This window comes from Streptomyces thermolilacinus SPC6 (assembly GCF_000478605.2).
In the GTDB taxonomy this organism is placed as follows: Bacteria; Actinomycetota; Actinomycetes; order Streptomycetales; family Streptomycetaceae; genus Streptomyces; species Streptomyces thermolilacinus.
In genome coordinates, this window is record NZ_ASHX02000001.1 from 6106297 (window position 1) to 6124780 (window position 18484).

The 18484-nt window shown below is 73.8% G+C and carries 15 protein-coding genes; 12 read left to right on the forward strand and 3 right to left on the reverse strand.

What is annotated here, in order from left to right:
* Positions 1–188 precede the first annotated feature (188 nt).
* The 4 genes from J116_RS26530 (at position 189) to J116_RS26545 (ending at position 6750) form a co-directional block, all read left to right on the forward strand.
* Positions 189–1898 (forward strand): serine/threonine-protein kinase, encoded by a 1710-nt coding sequence (locus J116_RS26530; RefSeq protein WP_028964562.1) that lies wholly within the window; start codon positions 189–191, stop codon positions 1896–1898.
* Positions 1895–2593: a hypothetical protein gene (locus J116_RS26535; RefSeq protein ID WP_079147815.1), complete on the forward strand. Its 699-nt coding sequence runs from the start codon at positions 1895–1897 to the stop codon at positions 2591–2593. Before J116_RS26530 ends, J116_RS26535 begins: the two co-directional genes overlap by 4 nt.
* Before the next feature lie 152 nt (positions 2594–2745).
* Complete coding sequence (locus J116_RS26540; protein WP_037948419.1) at positions 2746–4239, forward strand: MFS transporter; 1494 nt, start codon at positions 2746–2748, stop codon at positions 4237–4239.
* 327 nt (positions 4240–4566) lie between these two features.
* Complete coding sequence (locus J116_RS26545) at positions 4567–6750, forward strand: cellulase family glycosylhydrolase (RefSeq protein WP_023590118.1); 2184 nt, start codon at positions 4567–4569, stop codon at positions 6748–6750.
* A 317-nt stretch (positions 6751–7067) separates the two neighbouring features.
* Here J116_RS26545 and J116_RS26550 read toward each other — a convergent pair whose 3' ends face one another.
* The gene (locus J116_RS26550; RefSeq protein ID WP_023590119.1) at positions 7068–7991 is read right to left on the reverse strand and encodes a S1 family peptidase; all 924 of its coding nucleotides are present in this window, start codon (positions 7989–7991) and stop codon (positions 7068–7070) included.
* A gap of 1074 nt (positions 7992–9065) precedes the next feature.
* Entirely contained in the window at positions 9066–10298 is a 1233-nt protein-coding gene (locus J116_RS26555) for a cytochrome P450 (RefSeq protein WP_023590120.1), read from the reverse strand.
* 243 nt (positions 10299–10541) lie between these two features.
* Between J116_RS26555 and J116_RS26560 the strand changes: the two genes are divergently transcribed.
* Both J116_RS26560 and J116_RS26565 read left to right on the forward strand, forming a co-directional pair.
* Positions 10542–11579 carry a hypothetical protein gene (locus J116_RS26560; RefSeq protein WP_023590121.1) on the forward strand — a complete coding sequence of 346 codons (1038 nt, stop codon included), beginning with the start codon at positions 10542–10544 and terminating at the stop codon, positions 11577–11579.
* A gap of 219 nt (positions 11580–11798) precedes the next feature.
* Positions 11799–12188 (forward strand): rodlin, encoded by a 390-nt coding sequence (locus J116_RS26565; RefSeq protein WP_023590122.1) that lies wholly within the window; start codon positions 11799–11801, stop codon positions 12186–12188.
* Between the two features lie 192 nt (positions 12189–12380).
* Here J116_RS26565 and J116_RS26570 read toward each other — a convergent pair whose 3' ends face one another.
* Positions 12381–12632: a hypothetical protein gene (locus J116_RS26570; RefSeq protein ID WP_139140510.1), complete on the reverse strand. Its 252-nt coding sequence runs from the start codon at positions 12630–12632 to the stop codon at positions 12381–12383.
* A 226-nt stretch (positions 12633–12858) separates the two neighbouring features.
* Here J116_RS26570 and J116_RS26575 point away from each other — a divergent pair, with 226 nt between their 5' ends.
* The 6 genes from J116_RS26575 (at position 12859) to J116_RS26600 (ending at position 18466) form a co-directional block, all read left to right on the forward strand.
* Positions 12859–14358, forward strand: a complete 1500-nt coding sequence (locus J116_RS26575; RefSeq protein ID WP_023590124.1) for a sensor histidine kinase — start codon at positions 12859–12861, stop codon at positions 14356–14358.
* Positions 14355–14765, forward strand: coding sequence for a roadblock/LC7 domain-containing protein (locus J116_RS26580; RefSeq protein WP_023590125.1), 411 nt, complete (start codon positions 14355–14357; stop codon positions 14763–14765). The genes J116_RS26575 and J116_RS26580 overlap by 4 nt, the downstream gene beginning before the upstream one ends.
* On the forward strand, positions 14762–15124 hold the full coding sequence (locus J116_RS26585) for a DUF742 domain-containing protein (protein WP_023590126.1): 363 nt from the start codon (positions 14762–14764) through the stop codon (positions 15122–15124). The genes J116_RS26580 and J116_RS26585 overlap by 4 nt, the downstream gene beginning before the upstream one ends.
* Positions 15105–15755, forward strand: coding sequence for a GTP-binding protein (locus tag J116_RS26590; RefSeq protein ID WP_023590127.1), 651 nt, complete (start codon positions 15105–15107; stop codon positions 15753–15755). Before J116_RS26585 ends, J116_RS26590 begins: the two co-directional genes overlap by 20 nt.
* Entirely contained in the window at positions 15752–17194 is a 1443-nt protein-coding gene (locus J116_RS26595) for a cytochrome P450 (protein ID WP_023590128.1), read from the forward strand. The genes J116_RS26590 and J116_RS26595 overlap by 4 nt, the downstream gene beginning before the upstream one ends.
* Before the next feature lie 162 nt (positions 17195–17356).
* Positions 17357–18466, forward strand: coding sequence for a selina-4(15),7(11)-diene synthase (locus J116_RS26600; RefSeq protein ID WP_023590129.1), 1110 nt, complete (start codon positions 17357–17359; stop codon positions 18464–18466).
* Positions 18467–18484 lie beyond the last annotated feature (18 nt).

The following is an 18484-nucleotide window of genomic DNA, read 5'->3' on the forward strand; positions in this document are numbered from 1 at the left end:
CCGGGCTGTGTGTGCCGGGTGGTGTCTCCCCAAGCTGCCAGGGATACGGCCCGGCCGCTCCGGGAACGCCCGGTCCGCGTCGCCCGTGTCCGGTTCCGCCGCGCCGGGGCGGGAACCGGTTGTGGCCGGGAAGTGTCCCTGTGGGGGAGCGGTGGTGAAGGCCGCGGGGATGTACGAGGGGGGGTCGTATGGCGGACTGGGGCGTACCCGGATACACGGACGTGCGCGAGCTGGGGGCCGGGGCCGCGGGGCGGGTCGTGCTCGCCGTGCACGACGCGACGGGGCTGCGCGTCGCCGTCAAGTACCTCGGCGACGAACTGCGCCGCGCTCCCGCCTTCCTGGCCGGATTCCGTGCAGAGGCCCGACTGCTGGGCGCGCTCGAAACCCCGTACGTGGTGCGGCTGTACGAGTACGTGGAGGCCCCCGAGGGCGCCGCCATCGTCATGGAGCTGGTGGACGGCCTCGCCCTGCGCGCCCTGCTCCGCGAGTACGGCCCTGTCGGCCCCGAGGCGGCCCTCACCGTCCTGAAGGGTTCCCTCCTCGGACTCGCCGCCGCGCACGCCGGGGGCGTCGTCCACCGCGACTACAAGCCCGAGAACGTCCTCGTCTCCGCCGACGGCGCCTCCCGCCTCGTGGACTTCGGCATCGCCACCGGCCGGGGCACCGTCGCCCGCGTGGCCGGAACACCCGCCTACATGGCGCCTGAGCAGTGGACCGGCGCCCCCGCCTCACCCGCCTCCGACGTCTACGCCGCCACCGCCACGTTCTACGAGTGCCTCACCGGCCGCAAGCCGTTCACCGGCGAGAACATCGCCGAACTCGCCCTGCGGCACGTCGAGGCGCCCGTCCCCGAGGACGACGTGCCCGAGCCGCTGCGCCCTCTCGTCCGCCACGGCCTCGCCAAGGCGCCCGAGGAGCGGCCCCAGGAGGCCGCCGCGTTCGTCCGCCGCCTGGAGGAGATCGCCACGGCGGCGTACGGGCCCCGCTGGGAGGAGCGCGGCCGCGGCCGTCTCGCGTCCCTGGCCGCGCTGCTGCCGCTGCTGTTCCCGTCCTCCGGCGACCGGGCGGGGACCACCACGGCCCTCGCCGAGACCGCCCTCCCCGAACCGCCCGGATGGCGGGCCTGGCTGCCCGACCCGCTCGGCTGGGGAGCCATCTGCGCCGGACTGCTCCTCGTCATCGCCCTGGGCGTCACCGGCACGCCCATGGGTCTCGCCGGTCCTGGCGCCTCCGCCGCTTCCTCCGCCGGTCCCTCCGCCACGACCGACGTCCGAGAGGACGGCGCCGTGTCCGTGGCCGTACCCTCCACGAGCGCCACGGCGTCCCCCACGGGGCCGGGCGCGGAACCACCAAAGGCGCCGTCGTCCGCCCCGGCCACCCCGTCCCCGGACGCGTCCGGGGACGCGTCGAGCGCCCCCGCCCCGGCGGACCCGGCTTCGGCATCGCCGCCGCTCCCGGGCGGCGGGACGACGACCCCGCCGCCCACCGCCACCACCCCGGCGGCCACGCCCACCACCGCCCCGCCCAGCCCCGCCGCCACCGGGCCCTCGCCCACACCCACCGTCGCGGCGGCGGCAGTCAAGGCGGTCACCGTCACCGACTTCCGCCAGACCGGGACCACCACGGCCACCGCCACGTTCGAGATCACCACCGACGGCCCCGGCCCGGTCGTCCTCGGCGTCCGCTGGTACGCCGGGGACTCCCGCGCCACGACGGGCGCCCAGGACGGCGCCACCGAGACGTACCGGCGCAGCGGCGCCACCAGCTACACCGTCACGCTGACCCACACGTTCAGCGCCACCGCCTGCTACTGGACGGTCACCGCGACCAGCGACCCGGCACCCGCGGGCGGCGGCGCGTCCCGCCGGCTGCTCACCCGGGGGTGCGAGCTCCGATGACCGGCCCCCGCACCCCGCACCCCGGACGGCCCGCCGACGACCCGGACTACAGCGCCACCGGACTGGCCGCCCACTGGGCCCAGGGCCCGGCCACCGACGCCCCGGGCCCCCGCAGCGGCCCGCCCGCCCGGCCCGACCGGGTCGAGGGCGCCGTGCTCCGCTTCGGCCCCGGCGTGCCGACGCCCCCGGACGGCACGGGCCCGCACACCGCATCCCGCGGTGCCGGTACGGCTCCGACCCTCGTCGCCCCGCCCGTTACCCCGCGCCCGCGCCGCGCCGGGCGCCGGTACGTGCTGCCCGCGCTCGTCCTGCTGGGCGTCCTCGCCTTCCTGGCCTGGCAGCGGTACGGGCCGCAGGCCTCCGTCCGGGACGTGACGGTCCGCACCGACGGCGTCGTACCGGCCCGCGCCGTCACCGCCGACGGGTGCGGCGGCACGGCCGACATCGTGGCGGTCGTCCGCACCGACGGGCGTCCCGGCACCCTCACGTACCGCTGGATGCGCAGCGACGGCTCCGCCTCGGGCGTGCTCACCGAGCGGGTCCGCCGGGGCCAGCGGGAGGCGCGGCTGCACCTGCTGTGGACGTTCAGCGGCCGGGGGGCGTACGAGGCGCGGGCCGACGTGGAGATACTGACGCCGAGTCGGCACGGGGCGGGTACCACGTTCACGTACGCCTGCACAGGCGGGCTCGGCTGATCGAGTGGTGACCCCCGGGGCACGGGCTTAGCGTTGAACGGTGGACGACGCCCGTCCGCGAGAGCCGCCCTTTGAGGCCGTGTGCCATGACCGTCCCCCGCTCCACTTCCGTGTCGCGGGCCGCCACCCCGAAGCGGGGCGACGGCAGCGGCATAGCCCTGCTGGTCATCGCCGGCTGTCAGCTCATGGTGGTGCTCGACATCACCATCGTGAACATCGCGCTCCCGCACATCCAGCGGTCGTTGGACTTCTCCACCACCGGCCTGTCCTGGGTGGTGAACGCCTACACCCTGGCCTTCGGCGGACTGCTGCTGCTCGGCGGCCGCACCGGCGACATCCTCGGCCGACGGCGGATGTTCATGGTAGGCGTCGCGCTGTTCGTCACCGCGTCGCTGCTCGGCGGACTGGCCCAGAACTCCTGGCAGTTGCTCGCCGCTCGCGCCCTGCAGGGCCTGGGCGGCGCCATCGCCTCACCGACCGCGCTGTCCCTGATCAGCACCACGTTCCGCGAGGGGCCCGAACGCAACCGCGCCTTCGGGGTGTTCGCGGCCGTCTCGGCGGGCGGAGGCGCCATCGGCCTCCTGGCGGGCGGCATGCTCGTCGAGTGGCTCGACTGGCGGTGGGTGTTCTTCGTCAACGTGCCGATCGGGCTGCTCATCCTGCTCGCCGCGCCACGCTGGATCAGGGAGTCGGAGCGGCAGACCGGCCACTTCGACGTGGTCGGCGCCCTCACCTCGACGCTCGGCATGGTCCTCCTCGTGTACGGGTTCATCCGCGCCGCGCAGGAGGGGTGGCAAAACCCGCTCACCCTGGCGTCGTTCGGCGTGGCCCTGGTCGTCCTCGCGGTCTTCGTGCTGGTCGAGCGCCGCTCGCCGCAGCCCATCACCCCGCTGCACATGTTCACCGACCGCAACAGGGCCGGGACGTACGGGATGATGCTGAGCCTCGCCGCGGCCATCTTCGGAATGTTCTTCTTCCTGACCCTCTTCGTGCAGAACGTGCTCGGCTTCGGGCCGTTGAAGGCCGGTCTGGCGTTCCTGCCGGTGAGCGCCGTCATCGCGGTCGGCGCGGGCATCGCCTCGCAGTTGCTGCCCCGGTTCGGCCCGAAGCCGTTCATGGTGATGGGCGCGCTGCTCGCGGCGGCCGGGCTGGCCTGGCTGACGCTGACGGACGCCGACTCGACGTACGCGGGGAGCATCCTCGGGCCGATGCTGGTCCTCAGCCTCGGGATGGGCATGCAGTTCGTGTCGCTGACGCTGATGGCGCTGTCCAACGTCGCCCCGCACGAGACGGGCGCCGCGTCGGGGCTGCTGAACGCGACGCAGCAGGTGGGAGGTTCGCTCGGGCTGTCCATCCTGGTGACGGTGTTCGGCACGGCCGGCCGCAACGAGGCGGAGCACCGGGTCGCCGACTTCATGGCGCGGGCGAGCGCTCCCGAGCGGATGCGGTTCCAGCGCACGGGCGAGCTGCCGCCGCCGTGGGCGCACGAGGTGCTGACGGCCGGTGTGTCGGTGGCGTTCATCCTGGCGGCGGTCTTCGCGGCGGTCGGCGCGCTGATCGCCCTGCTGGTGGTACAGGTGCGGCCCGGGGACCTGGAGCGGCTGCAGGGCGGACCCGGGCCGGTCGGCGGCCCGGGAGACGACTGAGGGCTGACGGTCCGTCACCCGTCGTGTCGGCGGCTCGCCGGGTGAGGCCGTACGGCCTGACGTGCCCGACGCGCGCCCCGGCGCACGGTCCGGCGGGACGTCCTCGGGCCCCGTTTCCGCGAGGACGGTTGACAGCGCCCGCTGCGGCTGGCTCTATGAACCGGACGTGATGGGAGCGCTCCCACCGCGTACGGGCCCGTACCAGCCCGTACCAGCCCGTACGAGCCCCGTACGGGTCGCGCCCGGCCGCGTACGGGCCGCGCACGAGCCATGGGTGAACCATGCGGGTCCGTTTTGTCATGCTCGCGACAGTAAGGAAGTGACGCCGTGGGACAGCCACCCTCCACCCCCCTTTCCACCGCACGCCACCGGCGCTTAAGGGCGTTCGCCGCCGCCGTGCTCGCCGGGGCGCTGTTGTGGGCCGCGGGACCCGCCGCCGAGGCGGCCCCCGCACCCGAAGCCCGTACGGCCGCCGTGCCCGTGGCCGTGCCGGTGCCCGCCCCCAAGGGGCCCCGCACCGCCGCCGCGCCCGGCGACGACTGGCTGCACACCCGCGGCAACCGGATCGTCGACGCCCAGGGCAACGAAGTGTGGCTCACCGGCGCAAACTGGTTCGGCTTCAACACCACCGAACGGGTCTTCCACGGCCTCTGGTCCGCCAACATCGCCGACCTCACCCGCGCCATGGCCCAGCGGGGCGTCAACATCGTGCGCGTGCCCGTCTCCACCCAGCTGCTCCTGGAGTGGAAGGAGGGCCGCGCCACCGTGCCGAGCGCCGTCAACGCGTCCGCCAACCCGGAGCTCGCCGGGAAGACCACCCTCCAGGTCTTCGACCACTGGCTCGACCTGTGCGAGCAGTACGGCATCAAGGTCATGCTCGACGTGCACAGCGCCGAGGCCGACAACGCCGGCCACGTGTACCCGGTGTGGTGGAAGGGCGCCATCACCACCGAGGACTTCCACACCGCCTGGGAGTGGGTGACCGCCCGCTACCGGGGCGACGACACGATCGTCGCGATGGACATCAAGAACGAGCCGCACGGAGGCGCGAGCGAGACCCCGCGCGCCAAATGGGACGGCTCCACCGACCAGGACAACTTCAAGTACGCCTGCGAGACGGCGGGCAAGCGCATCCTGGCGGTCAACCCGCATCTGCTCATCCTCTGCGAGGGCATCCAGATCTACCCGAAGAACGGCTCCGGCTGGTCGTCCACCAACGCCGCCGACTACCACTCCACCTGGTGGGGCGGCAACCTCCGCGGTGTCCGCGACCACCCCGTGGACCTCGGCGCGGGCAACGACCAGCTCGTCTACTCGCCGCACGACTACGGCCCGCTCGTGGCGCCGCAGCCGTGGTTCACCGGCGACTGGAACCGCGCCACCCTCGAACGGGACGTCTGGGACCCCAACTGGCTGTACCTGCACAAGGAGAACACCGCGCCCGTCCTGATCGGCGAATGGGGCGGCTTCCTCGACGGCGGCCCCAACCAGAAGTGGATGACCGCCCTGCGCGACCTCATCGCCGAACAGCGCCTCCACCACACCTTCTGGTGCCTCAACCCCAACTCCGGTGACACGGGCGGCCTGCTCCTCGGCGACTGGAAGAGCTGGGACGAGGAGAAGTACGCCCTCCTCAAGCCCACCCTCTGGCAGCACGGCGGCAAGTTCGTCGGCCTCGACCACCAGGTCCCCCTCGGCGGTGCCGGCAGCACCACCGGCCTCAGCCTCACCGACGTGTACGGCGACGGGGGCGGCGGCCAGGACACGACGCCCCCGACCGCGCCCACCGGCCTCGCCGCCACCGGGACCGGCTCCGCCTCCGTCACGCTCAGCTGGGCGCCGTCCACCGACGACAGGGCCGTCACCGGGTACGACGTCTACCGCGACGGCGCGAAGGTCACCACCGCGCCGGTCGCCGGCACCACGTACACCGACACCGGCCTGACCCCCGCCACGCGCTACACCTACGCCGTACGCGCCCGGGACGCCGCCGGGAACAACTCCGCGCCCTCCGCCGCCCTCACCGTCACCACAGCGCCCTCCGGCGGCGGACCGGCGGGCGGGCTGAAGGTCCTGCACCGCACCACCGACGGCGCGCCGACCGACAACGCCATACGCCCCGAACTGCGCGTCGCCAACACCGGCACGACCGCCCTCGACCTGTCCACCGTGACCGCCCGCTACTACTTCACCCGCGACGGCGGCGCACCCACGGTCAGCGCCTGGTGCGACTACGCGGCGGTCGGCTGCGCCAGGCTGCGGCTGCGGGTGGTCCCGCTGTCCACCCCGGTGGCGGGTGCCGACGCGTACCTGGAAGTCGGCTTCACCGACGGCACGGTAGCGCCGGGCCGCGACACCGGGGACATCCAGCTCCGGATGAGCAAGACGGACTGGTCGCCGTTCGACGAGCGCGACGACCACAGCCGCGCCCCGTCGTCCACCTACACCGACGCCCGGACCGTCCCGGCGTACACGGGCACGTCCCTCGCCTGGGGCACCCCGCCCGCGTAGCCCCGGCGCGCGACCCCGGGCCTGCGGCCCGGACCCGAACCCGGCCCCGGCCGCCTCGCGCGGTCGGGGCCGGCCGCGCCCTACGCCGTCCGGGGCACCACGGCACACGAGCACGCGCGCGTCACGGAACCCCCGAGTGACGCGCGCGTGTGCTTGTGCGTGCAGGTGCCGGACCGCGCGCGCCGGCCCCCGTATGACGGGTGCGTGCGCGCCGGAGCCCGTACGCCCCTGGCGTGCCGGACCGCCGTCGGACGCGCGCGACCGGTGGCCCGCACAGAGCGGGCCACCGGCCTTGAGAAGCGCGCGCGGGCGACGGGTCAGATGATGCTGACGCCGTACGCGCTCAGCGCCTCGGTGACGGGCTGGAAGAACGTGGTGCCGCCCGTGCGGCAGTTGCCGCTGCCGCCGGAGGTCAGGCCGAGGGCGGTGGAGCCGGAGAACAGGGCGCCGCCGCTGTCGCCGGGCTCGGCGCAGACGTTGGTCTGGATGAGGCCGGAGACGATGTCGCCGCCGCCGTAGTTGACCGTGGCGTTGAGGCCGGTGACACGGCCGCTGTGCAGACCGGTGGTGGAGCCGCTGCGCTGGACGTTCTGGCCGACGTACGCGTTGCCGGCGCCGGTGATGTCCCGGTACGAGCCGTTGTACAGGTACACCCGGCCGTCGGCGGCCGCCGAGTTGGAGTGGCGGATGATGCCGTAGTCGTTGCCCGGGAAGCTCGTGCCCGCGCGGGAGCCGAGCAGGGTGGTCTGGCCGGAGTTCGTGTACCAGGTGCTGGCGATCTCCGTGCAGTGACCGGCCGTCAGGGCGTAGGTCGCACCGCTGCTGTTGCGGACGTTGAAGCCGAGGGAGCAACGGCCGCCGCCGGACGCGTAGATGGCCTCGCCGCCCGCGATGAGCTTGTTGAACGTGCCCGGCGTGCGCTTGATCTCCACCGCGCCGGCCTTGTCGCCCGCCGCCTTCTTCAGCTGCGCCAGCTCGGCGGCCGAGACGGAGGAGTCGGCGGTGATGACCAGCTTGCCGGACTTGGCGTCGGTGTACCAGGCGGTGCCCGGCACGTCCGCGTCGAGCACGGCCTCGCTGACCTGGGCCAGCTCGGCGACGGAAGCCCGCGTCGCGTCGGCGGTCTCGGCCCCGGCGCTCGGGGCGGCAAGCGCGGTGGCGGTGACCATGGCGGCGGCTATGGCGGTGAGCCGCGCACCTCTGGCGAATCCGCCGCGGGGGGTGAAGCGCTTGAAGTTCACTGCGTCCTCCGGTGGGGGAAAGTCGGGGCCCGCTGGGTGGGCGGGCCCGACAGGCGGTGCCGACGGCCCGGCGGTTACCGGATGTCGGCATGTGCCTGACAACTTGTGACGCTGGGAATACTCGCGTCCGGTTCACCCCTGCCACAAGGCTTCCTTTCGGTCGCTCCGCGCACACCCCGCGGGCGGGGCGGCGAAAGGCCGGTTTCGCCACGAGACGCCACCGGGCGGAAGCGCTGCTGCAAAGCGGTGAAAGCGTTTGCTGTCCGGTCGGCGCGGCACCGCGCGCCGTCGCCCGCCGCGAGCCGCCGGGGACAGGCGGGCGGACCCGCACGGAGGGGCGGACCGACCGTTCGGGCTGTTCACGATTGAACGGACGGCCCGTCTGCTCGCGGCCGTACGCCCTGCGTCGCGGGCCGCCGCTTCCGGCGCGGCACGCCCCGGCGGAAACCGTGGCGCTAGCAATCCGCGCCGACGCGCCCACGGGGGCGGCCCCGAGGGCCCGACACCCCCTTATGCGGCGATCAGCCCGCTTCGCCCCCACCGACCCGTGTCCGGAATCCGTCTTCCCCTGTCCGGTGAACTGCCTTCACCCGCCTGGCGGATTGCCTCCACCCGCCGCGGGGGACTGCTCCACCCGCCCGAGACCGCCGGCCCCGGCCGGGCGGCGGGGCCGTTCCCGTCGGGCGGGGCCGTCCGCCCCCGCCGGGCGCGACAGGTTGTACGTCGCCACCGGGGTCCGGTGGCGCCCCGGCAACCGCCGGGCGTGGCGGGCCTCCCCCCGGCTGGAGTGCGGGGCGTGGTGGGCCGTCGTATGCCCCTGCCGGGGCTCGTGGTGCCCGCAACCGCCGGGCGTGGCGGGCGGTCAGCCCCGGCCGGCGGTCCGGGGCCTGTCGCAACCACCGGTACGCGACGGGTTGTACGTCCCTGCCGGGGTCCGGCGGTGCCCGGAACCGCCGGGCGCGGCGGTTCCGTCCGCCCCTTCCTGGAGCCCGAGGGACCGCCCGCCCCCGTCCGGGCCGGTCGGCCGTGCGCCCCCGTGTCCTCCGGACCGGGACCGCACCGGCCGACGTACCGTCACCAGGTGACGGGCAGTGCCTCCGGGCCGCGGATGAGCGCGCTGCGCCGCCACGGGACCTCCTCGGCGGGCACCGCCAGCCGGGTGTCCTCCGGAAGCCGGTCCAGGAACATGTCCACGAGCAGCTCGATCTCCATGCGCGCGAGCAGCGCCCCCGTGCAGAAGTGCGGCCCGTGCCCGAACGACACATGCGGGTTGGGCGACCGGTCGAAGTCGATGTGCTCCGGGTCGGGGAAGACGTCCGGGTCACGGTTGGCGGCCAGGTACGACACGTACACCGCGTCCCCCTTCGCGATCCGCATGCCGCGCAGCTCCACGTCCTCCAGCGCGACGCGGGCCAGCCCCACCGACGAGCGGTGCGGGATGTACCGGAGCAGCTCGTCCAGCGCGCGCGGCCGGATCTCCGGCTCCTCGCGCAGCCGCTCCCGCAGCCCCGGCCGGGTCATCAGCAGGTACAGCATGTTCCCGCAGTTGTTGGTGACGGCCTCGCCGCCGATCTGCACGGGCCCGACGAGCCCGACGGCCTCCTCGGCGCTGATGTCGCCCGCCGCGACGGCCGCGCCCAGCAGCGACAGGATGTCCTCGCCGTCGCCCGGGTCCGCCGTGCGGGCCTTGATCTCCCGTTCGAACCACGCGTACATCTCGTCCTTGGCCCGGCCGGTCGCCGCCGCGCCGTTCGCCGGGAACAGGATCTCCTCGACCCAGCCGCTCATCCGCTCCCGGTCGGCGTCCGGAACGCCCATCAGCTCGCAGATCACCGTGGTCGGGAACGGTCCCAGCACCCGTCCGATCAGGTCGGCGGGCGGTCCGTCCCGCAGCATCCCGTCCACCAGCTCGTCGAGCATCTCCCGCGCCCGCTCCCGCAGCATCTCCACACCGCGCAGCGAGAACGCGGGCGCGACGGCGCGGCGCAGCCGGTTGTGGTCCGGCGCCTCCGCGAAGGCCAGCGAGCCGGGCCTCGGCTTGAAGTGCGGGGCGAGCCGGGTGACGGCCATGCCGGGCACGGGCGCGCGGCTGAAGCGCGGGTCGCTGACGACCGCCCGCACGTCCTCGTACCGGGTGACCAGCCATGCCCAGCCCTCGCCGTGCGGCAGCTGGACACGGGTGACCGGGCCCTCCCGCATCAGCTCCTCCAGCACCGGGTCGAACACGGTGGCCTTCAGGTCAAGCGCCGGCCAGAACCGTACGGGCGGCGGCCCCAGGGGTGGTCGTGCGACGGTGTCCTCGATCACGCGCGTGTCTCCGTTTCCTGACGCGGTACGGGCGGGCCCCCTCCCTCACGATCCGTCCCTGCCGCGCGGACCACCCGCTGGACTACTCCGGACGGTCCCACCCCCGCCCCGCCGCACCCCGCCGCCCGGCCGTGCGGGCCCCCGGCCGTGGCGTCGTACGGAACCGCCGCGCGGCGCACGCCGTGGTAGCAGCGGGACATGGAACCAGCCACCCGGGGCAGCCCGGGAAGAGAGGGGCGCGCGATGGCCGCGGCAGCCGTACGGCTCGACGGGAACACCCTGCTGCTCGGAGAGGGGGTGCGGGTCCGGTTCGTCCGGACGCTGCGCCTCCCGGAGACCGGCACCCACCCCCTGCCGCCGGGGCTCGGCGAGTTCCCCGTCCGGCGTGTCGAGGACCACGCCGACACGGTGCCGCCCGAGTGGCGGGCGCGCGGCGGCGTCCTCGTCCCCATGTATCTGCGCGAGGCGATGTGGCTGAGCTTCGAGAGCCGCGAGCCCGCCGCGCTCCAGGTCGCCGTCGGCAAGGTGTGCGCCGTCTCCGGCCGCCCCTGGAGCGGCACCCTCGCCCGCGACCCGCAGAACTACGTCGTCCTGCCGCGCCAGCCCTGGCTCGACGGCATCAACTCCGGGCGCGGCACCGTCCGCCAGTTCGTCGCCGTGCCGCTCGGTCTCGGCGCCACCGTCGAGGGCCAGGTGACGGGCGAGGAGGCCTGGGGCGGCGTGCAGTTCCAGGCGTTCGGGCTCGGCGCCCCGGCCCGCGCCGCGTGGCTCGCCGAGCAGGAGGAGCTGGCCCGGCGACGCGCCGCCCGGTTCGCCCGGATGGCCCCGCCGCCCGCCCCGGGCGGCCCCGCCCCGCTCGGCGCCCCGGCCCCGGCCGGCGCCCCGCCGCGCGCCGCCGCGATGGGCCTCGGCGCGGGCGGCACGATGCGCCAGGAGGTGTACCGGGACGACCGGCCGCTCTCCGACTGGGCGGCCGAGCCCGCGGGCCGCGTCTTCGTCCACCTCGTCACCCCGCCCGAGTGGCGCCGCGTCACCGGCGAGGAGCCCCCGCCGTCGCCCGTGAACCGCGACGCCTACACCCGCGCGGGACTGCCCTGGTACGACTACGACGACGCGTCCGCCACCGACCTCGCGCCCGCGCCGCCGCTGTCCGACGTCAAGCCCGTGGGGGAGTGGCTCGGCGACGACGACGCGCCGTTCACCCCGCCGGCGCCCCACCAGGTCCTGCCCCTCGGCGACGCGACCCCGCCGGGGAAGCCCGTCGGCGACGGCGACTGGTAGACGCCCGCCGCACGCGGGGCGGGCAGGCCAGAGGCCCGGCGCCGGACCGTCCCCGGCGCCGTGAGGGCCGGGGGTCGTCAACGTCGCTCGCGGACGGGCGGGCGCCGCGCCGAACGGGTGAATGCGGGTCGTTCCGCTCGTGGTGCCCGTGACGCGTCCGGGGGACGCCGGTTAGCAGGGAGGCCCGGTCACCGGGTCTTCCGACCAGAAGGATGAGTCATGATCAAGAAGTTCGTCGCCACCGCGGGCGTCGCGGCGGCCGCCCTGGGAGTCTCCGCGCCGATGGCCTTCGCCGTGGGCGACCACAATGTCGAGACCCAGAACGGCAACTTCTCCGAGCAGGCGTACGGCAACACCGTCACCGGCGGGAAGCTGAGCCCCCAGATGGGGCTGGTGCAGGGGTCCCTCAACAAGCTGTGCGCCGGTGTGCCGGTCCAGGCGGACGTCCAGAACGTCGTGGGCCTGCTCAACATCGGTGTCCAGGACATCCTGAACGACACGCAGAACCAGCAGTGCGCGGAGAACTCCACCGCGGTCAAGGGCGACAGCGCCCTGTCGCACATCCTGGAGAACGTCCTCTCCGAGAACGGCGCCGTCGCCGTCGACTGACGACGTGCCGCCCCGAACGACGGGCCGGCCGGGAAGACCCCGGCCGGCCCGTCGCCGTTGACGCCACCGCGCCGAAGCGGGTCAGGGCAGCAGCTGCCGTACCGTGCGTCCGCCGCCCACCGCTCCCAGCGCCCGGCCGCCCAGTCCCGCCCCGGCCCGGAACCGCCCACCCGCTGGGGCGAATCCGCTCCCTTACGCGGCTGGTTCGGGCCCCTGCCGGTCACGCTCCGTGCCGAGGCCGTACACGTGCGTGTCGCGTACCCGTCCGTCGAGCACGCCGTCACCGCCTTCGCGGACCAGCCGGAGCCCCTGCGCGCCCACCGCGCCGCCCTCGAGGGGCCGGGACGCCGGGAGGCCGCCCGCGCCGCGCTCGCGGAACCGTGCGCCGCGCGCGAACGTGCCGGTGACGGCACGTTCGCCATGGACTCCCGTACCCCTCGCCACCGCGCGCGCTCCGCCCGGCACCCCCCGGCCACCGGATGGGGAGGCTCTCGGCGTTCCTCCTGAACGGGATCAAGTCCCTGCGACTGCGGCTGATTCACAAGAAGCGGAACCTTGCGCAAACATCGGGCCATCATGTGACCCTGCGTCAAACACCCTTGCGAGAACGGGTTATGCTCGGCGCTCGTCGCCATATGATCTTTTTCGTTCGATGGGTTTGAGGGTGCTGATGGTCCGTGAGGAATCGTCGCCCGGAAGTGGAAGCCCGCGGTCCGCGGCATCTTTCGTGTGGCTGCTGCCCGCCGCTGTGATCGCCGTCGCCACCGGGGTCGCAGTGGCCATGGTGGACGCTTCCGCGAGAGGACCGGTCGCGGTCTTCGGAGGGGTTTCCGCTCTGTTCCTCGCCGTGCTCGGCAGTGAGGCCGCGCGCCGGGGACGGGTGATCGAGGAGCTGCGCCGTACCGTCGCCGCCCGCGACACGGCCCTGGCCCGCAGGCACGCGGAGACCGCCCACCTCGCCGGGACGCTGCTGCCCGACGCCGTCCAGCGGCTGCGCCGCGGCGAGTTCCCCGAGGACGTCCTCGGCTCGCTCACCGCGCCCGAGGAGCACCAGGCCGTCGTCCGCGTGGTCGTGGACGCCGTCACCGCCGAGGAGGACCTGCGCGAGTCGGCGCAGCGCGCCTTCGTCAACATCGCCCGCCGCGTCCAGGCCATCGTCCACCAGCAGGCAACGGAGCTGCGCGCCATGGAGGACCGGCACGGCCACAGCCCGGAGGTCTTCGGCGACCTGCTCCGCATCGACCACGGCACGGCCCTGATCGGCCGCCTCGCCGACTCCATCGCCGTGCTCGGCGGCGCCCGCCCGGGCCGCCAGTGGAGCCGGGCCGTCCCGCTGTACAGCGTGCTGCGCGGCGCCATGTCCCGGATCATCGACTACCAGCGCGTCGAACTGCACTCCGTCACCGAGGTCGCCGTCACCGGACCCGCCGTCGAGCCGCTCATCCACGCGCTCGCCGAGCTCCTCGACAACGCCACCCGTTACTCCCCGCCGCAGACGAAGGTCCACCTGACCGCCGTGGACGTGCAGTCGGGCATCGCCGTCGAGATCGAGGACGGCGGCGTGTCCATGAGCGAGGAGGCCCGCAAGCGCGCCGAGCGCATGCTGCGCCAGGCCCAGCAGGGCATCGACCTCAACGACCTGGGCGAGACCCCGCGCCTCGGCCTCGCCGTCGTCGGCCGCCTCGCGCAGGCGTACGGCTTCCAGGTCTCGCTGCGCTCCTCCGCGTACGGCGGTGTCCGCGCCGTCGTCGTCGTCCCGCAGGAGCTGATCACGACCGTCGCCGCCGCCTCGGGCCTCGCCCACGGCATCGGCGCGTCCTCCGTACCCCGGACCGCCGTCCCGGCCGCCCCCGCCGCCCCCGCCCCCGTCCCGGCCCCCGCGGAGCGTCCCGCGACCGGCCCGGTGGCGGACGACGAGGCCCGGACGGTGGTCGAGCGGACCCCGAACGGCCTGCCGCAGCGACGCCGCAGGAAGCCGCTCGCGGAGCCGCAGCAGGCCGCAGCCGCCGCACCGGCCGCCTCCTCGGATCAGGCGCCGGCGGCGTCCGCGACCCCGGCCTCCGAGCAGGAGCCGACACCTCAGGTGCAGCCCGGAATGTGGCTGGCCGCCTTCCAGAGCGGCCTGTCCGGGGAGCCCAACGACGCAAGCAAGGGGAACTCGCAGCAATGATCAAGCAGCAGGCCAATCTGGACTGGATGCTCAAGGACCTCGCGGAAGGCGTGCCGCAAACCCGACACGTGGTCGTGCTCTCCGCCGACGGCCTGCGCATGGCCCAGTACGGCACCGACCACGACACGGCCGACCGGCTCGCCGCGGCCTGCGCGGGCCTCCAGTCGCTCGCCGGGGCCGTCGCCTCCGAACTGCCGCACAGCGACGGCCGGATGCGGCTCGTCGTGATCGAGATGGACGGCGGCTTCTTCTACCTGATGGCCGCCGGCGCCGGCGCCTATCTGGCCGTGCTCGCCGGCGAGGGCGTGGACGCGGGGCTGATGGGCCAGCGCATGCGGGACCTGGTCCTGCGTATCGGAGAACACCTGAGCAGCCCGCCGCGACAGGATGGGCAGGGCACCAGGTGAGCGGAGCGGGCGGCGGTGACTGGGAGGAAGCCAGTCCCGAGCGGCTCTATGTGATCACGGGGGGACGCAGCGGCGGGTCGGCACCCGCCCAACTCGACCTCGTCACGCTGATCGTGGCGAGGTCCGGTGCGAAGCCCGGGATGCAGCCGGAACACGCGGCGATCGTGCAGCTGTGCCAGTCACCGCTGTCCGTGGCCGAGATCTCCGCGTACCTGAGCCTCCCGGTCAGCGTCGTCACGGTGCTGCTCGGCGATCTCCTCGCCGACAACCGCATCGTCGCCCGCGCACCCGTCCCACCCGCCCGACTCCCCGACCGCGCGTTGATTGAGGCAGTGATCGATGGACTTCAGAAGCTCTGAGCAGACCGGCTCCGAGCCGCACGGCGGCGCCGCGGTTCGGGGGCCGCGCACCGAGGACGTGCTGCCCGAGACGGCCACCACGGCCGTCAAGGTGGTGATCGTGGGCGGGTTCGGCGTGGGAAAGACCACCTTCGTCGGCTCCGTCAGCGAGATCCGCCCGCTCACCACCGAGGAGACGATGACCCAGGCCGGGGTCGGCGTCGACGACACATCCGGGGTGGACGGCAAGACGTCCACCACCGTCGCCATGGACTTCGGCCGGATCAGCATCAACCAGGAGCTGGTCCTCTACCTGTTCGGCACGCCCGGCCAGGAGCGGTTCTGGTTCCTGTGGCGGGGCCTGTTCGAAGGCGCCCTGGGCGCGGTCGTCCTGGTGGACACCCGCCGCCTGGAGGTCAGCTTCGACGTGCTCGGACGGCTGGAGGAGCGCCGCGTGCCGTTCGTCGTGGCCGTCAACACCTTCCCGGACGCGCCCGCCTACCCGGTCGAGGAGCTCCGTACCGCCCTCGACCTGCCGCCGGCCGTCCCGATCGTCCCCTGTGACGCCCGGGACCGCGGCTCCGCCCGGGACGTCCTGATGACGCTGATGCGCTACCTGCAGACCCTCGCAACGACCCAGGAGGCGTCATGACCGCCCCCCACGCCGAGTCCCTCCCCGGCCTCACGCCGCCTCCCGGCTGCCCCGCCCACGCCGGTGGCATCGGCGCCGCCGCCGCCCTGCGCCGCGTCTACGGCCCCGAGGCCGAACGCGACCCGAAGGCCCTGTACGAGGAGCTGCGCCGGCAGCACGGCCCGGTGGCGCCCGTATTCCTCCACGGCGACCTCCCGGCGTGGATCGTCCTGGGCCACCGGGAGAACCTGGAGGCCATGCGGTCGCCGTCGCGGTTCTCCAACGACTCCCGCCTGTGGCGGATGTTCAAGGAGGGGCGCGTCCCCGCCGACTCGCCGCTGCGCCCGATGGTCGAGTGGCAGCCCATGTGCGTGTTCACCGACGGCGCCGAGCACGAGCGGCTCCGGTCGGCCGTCCGCGACGCCCTGGACCAGTTCGACCGGCGCGGCGTGCGCCGGTACGTGATCCGCTACACCGACCAGCTCGTGGACTCCTTCGCCGCCGAGGGCCGCGCCGACTTGATCCAGGACTTCGCGGAGAAGCTGCCGATGCTGGTGATGACCCAGCTGCTCGGCATGCCCGAGGAGTACGGCCCGCACCTGGTGGACGCCTGCCTGGACCTGATGAAGGGCAGCGAGACGACCGTCTCCAGCAACGAGTTCGTCGTCCGCACCCTCCGCACCCTCACCGAGCGCAAGAAGAACCAGCCCGGCCACGACCTGGCGAGCAGGCTGCTGAGCCACGAGGCGAACCTCAGCGACGACGAGGTGCTGGAGCACCTGCGCCTGGTGCTGATCTCCGCCAACGAGACCACGGTCAACCTGATCGCCAACGCCCTGCGCCTGGTCCTCACCGACCGACGCTTCCGCGCCAACCTGGCCGGTGGCCATATGACGCTGCCGGACGCGCTGGAGCAGGTGCTGTGGGACGACCCGCCGCTGTCGGCGATCACCGGCCGCTGGGCGACCGGCGACACCGTCCTGGGCGGCCAGCAGATCAGGGCCGGCGACATGCTGCTGCTGGGTGTCGCGGCGGGCAACGTGGACCCGGAGATCCGCCCCGACCTCGACAAGCCGCTCCTCGGCAACCGCGCCCACCTGGCGTTCAGCAGCGGCCCCCACGAGTGCCCCGGTCAGGACATCGGCCGCGCCATCGCCGACACGGGCATCGACACGCTGCTGGCCCGCCTGCCCGACCTGAGGCTCGCCGTGCCCGAGGGCGAACTGCGCTGGTCGGCCGCGTGGTTGTCGAAGCGCCTCGAGGCGCTGCCGGTGGAGTTCACGCCTCCCGCGTCGGCGGCGCCGCGCGTCCCGAGCGGGCCCAAGGACTTCGCCTCGACCGTGCCCGGGCCGCTGCCCGAGCAGGCGCCGCCGCCCATGCCGGACACGGCGCCCCCCGGCGGCTCCCCTGCTCCCGCCCGCAAGACCTGGTGGAGCCTCTTCTTCCGGCCGAACAGCTGAATTCACGGAATCGTTCCCTCCGAGGGACCTCCGGCCTGTTGGATCAGGGTTATCGGATGACTACTATGCGCCATAGTTGATCATTTCCGTGTCACAAGTGGCGTTTTCCGACGCCTTCTTGAGCCATGCACACACGTCGCACCGCGACGAGAGGAGGCCGTAGTGGGGCCCGGTCTGATAGTGCCGCCGATCTTCACCCCTATTCCGTCGGCAATCCATCCCTGCCACGTGGAGGCCGACGTCCTGACGGCGGCCTGGGCGGAGACGTACCGCATCGGATCGGATGAGCTGCGGGGGAGGCTGGTCTCTCAGGCCATCGGAACCTTCTCCGCGCGCATCCTCCCCGAGGGCCGTGAAGAGGTCGTCTCGCTCCTCGCGGACTTCATCCTCTGGCTGTTCGGCGTGGACGACGGCCACTGCGAGGAGGGCGAGCTGGGCCGCCGCCCCGGCGAACTCGCCGGGGAGCTGCACCGCCTGCTGAGGATCGCGCAGAACCCCGAGGTGCCGATGCTGGGGGACGACCCGCTCGCCGCCGGCCTGCGCGACCTGCGGCTGCGGGTGGACCGCTACGGCACCCCCGGCCAGGCCGCCCGCTGGGTGGACGCGCTGCGCGAGTACTTCTTCTCCGTCGTGTGGGAATCGGGCCACCGCAGCGCCGGCACCGTGCCGGACCTCAACGACTACACGCTGATGCGGATCTACGACGGCGCCACCACCGTCGTACTGCCCATGCTGGAGATGGGCCACGGCTACGAGCTCCAGCCCCACGAGCGCGACCGCACGGCCGTCCGCGCCGCCACCGAGATGGCGTCCTTCATCATCACCTGGGACAACGACATCTTCTCGTACCACAAGGAGAAGAAGGAGAAGAGCGCCACCGGCTACTACCTCAACGTGCTGCGCGTCCTGGAGCAGCACGAGGGCATGACGCCGGAGCAGGCGCTCGACGTCGCCATCTCGCAGCGTGACCGCGTCATGTGCCTCTACATGCGCCTCACCGAGGCCCTAGCCGAACAGGGCAGCCCGCAGCTCCGCCAGTACCTGCGCACCCTCGGCAGCTTCATCCGCGGCGCCCAGGACTGGGGCGTCAGCTCCGTCAGGTACACGACCCCGGACGACCCCGCGAGCATGCCCGCCCACTTCCGCGACACGCCCGTGGACGACAGCGAGGAGCCGCTCGGCATCCCCGCGGTCTCCTGGTGGTGGAACCTGCTCGCCCCGGGCGGGGACGCGCACGCCACCCTGCCCGTGCACCGGACCGCGCGGAACTAGAGCAAAGGATTCTTCGGT